A 702-nucleotide genomic window follows, 5' to 3' on the forward strand; every position below is an offset into this window, starting at 1 on the left:
TCCGCGTCCGGCGCCGCCGGGGGAGCCGCGGCTTCCGAGGGGCTCGGGGCGCCGGTCAAGGCCGGTATCGCGGGGCTGGTCGTCGTCGCGACGGCCGGTCTGGTGTGGGCGCTGGCGGGCAGCCCGGAGGACGCGTCCCGGCCGGACGCGAAGCCTCCGGCGGCGCAGCCGGTGCTTCCCGGTGTTCCGGTGCCTTCCTCGTCCCCGGCGAAGCCGGACGCGCCCGCGCCGCGGGTGTCGAGGCCCTCGGCTCCGTCCGCTCCTTCGCGTACGCGTACGCCTGCACCCGAGCGGCGTGCCGCGCCGGCCCGGACTCCGTCGTCCGCGCCTCCGGTGCGGCGGCCCCCGGTGAGGCCGGCGCCGAGGCCCACGCCCAAGCCGGCGAAGCCGGCCCCTGTGCCCGCTCCCCCGCCTGCCGTGTACCAGGTGAACCAGCTGAAGTACGGCGTCCTCGGGGACGGCACCGCGCCCGAGGTGCGGCTCGGCGGGAGCGGCTGGCTGTGGCAGCGGTCGAACGTCTCCATCGGCGGGACCCGGTACGCGTACGGCGTGACGATGCAGGCGGGGTCGTCGGTGACGATCGACCTCAACCGGAGCTGTGTCTCGTACGAGGCGATGGTGGGGGTGGACGACATGACCCTCGGGGTCGGTTCCGTCCGCTTCTCCGTGTACGGGGACGGGGATGGGGATGGGGATGGGGAT

1 protein-coding gene and 1 pseudogene are annotated in these 702 nt (G+C 75.8%); one reads left to right on the forward strand and one right to left on the reverse strand.

Features of this window, described 5'->3' with window-relative positions; all coding sequences use genetic code 11:
• A pseudogene (locus GT042_RS39315) lies at positions 1 to 371 on the reverse strand (hypothetical protein); the annotation flags it as partial.
• 55 nt (positions 372 to 426) lie between these two features.
• On the opposite strand from GT042_RS39315, the gene GT042_RS39320 reads away from it, so the two are divergent.
• Positions 427 to 702 (forward strand): NPCBM/NEW2 domain-containing protein (locus GT042_RS39320; protein WP_345943868.1); only part of this gene is annotated, 276 nt, incomplete at its 3' end.

Origin of the sequence: Streptomyces sp. SID3212 (assembly GCF_009865405.1) — a bacterium.
Lineage (GTDB): Bacteria > Actinomycetota > Actinomycetes > Streptomycetales > Streptomycetaceae > Streptomyces.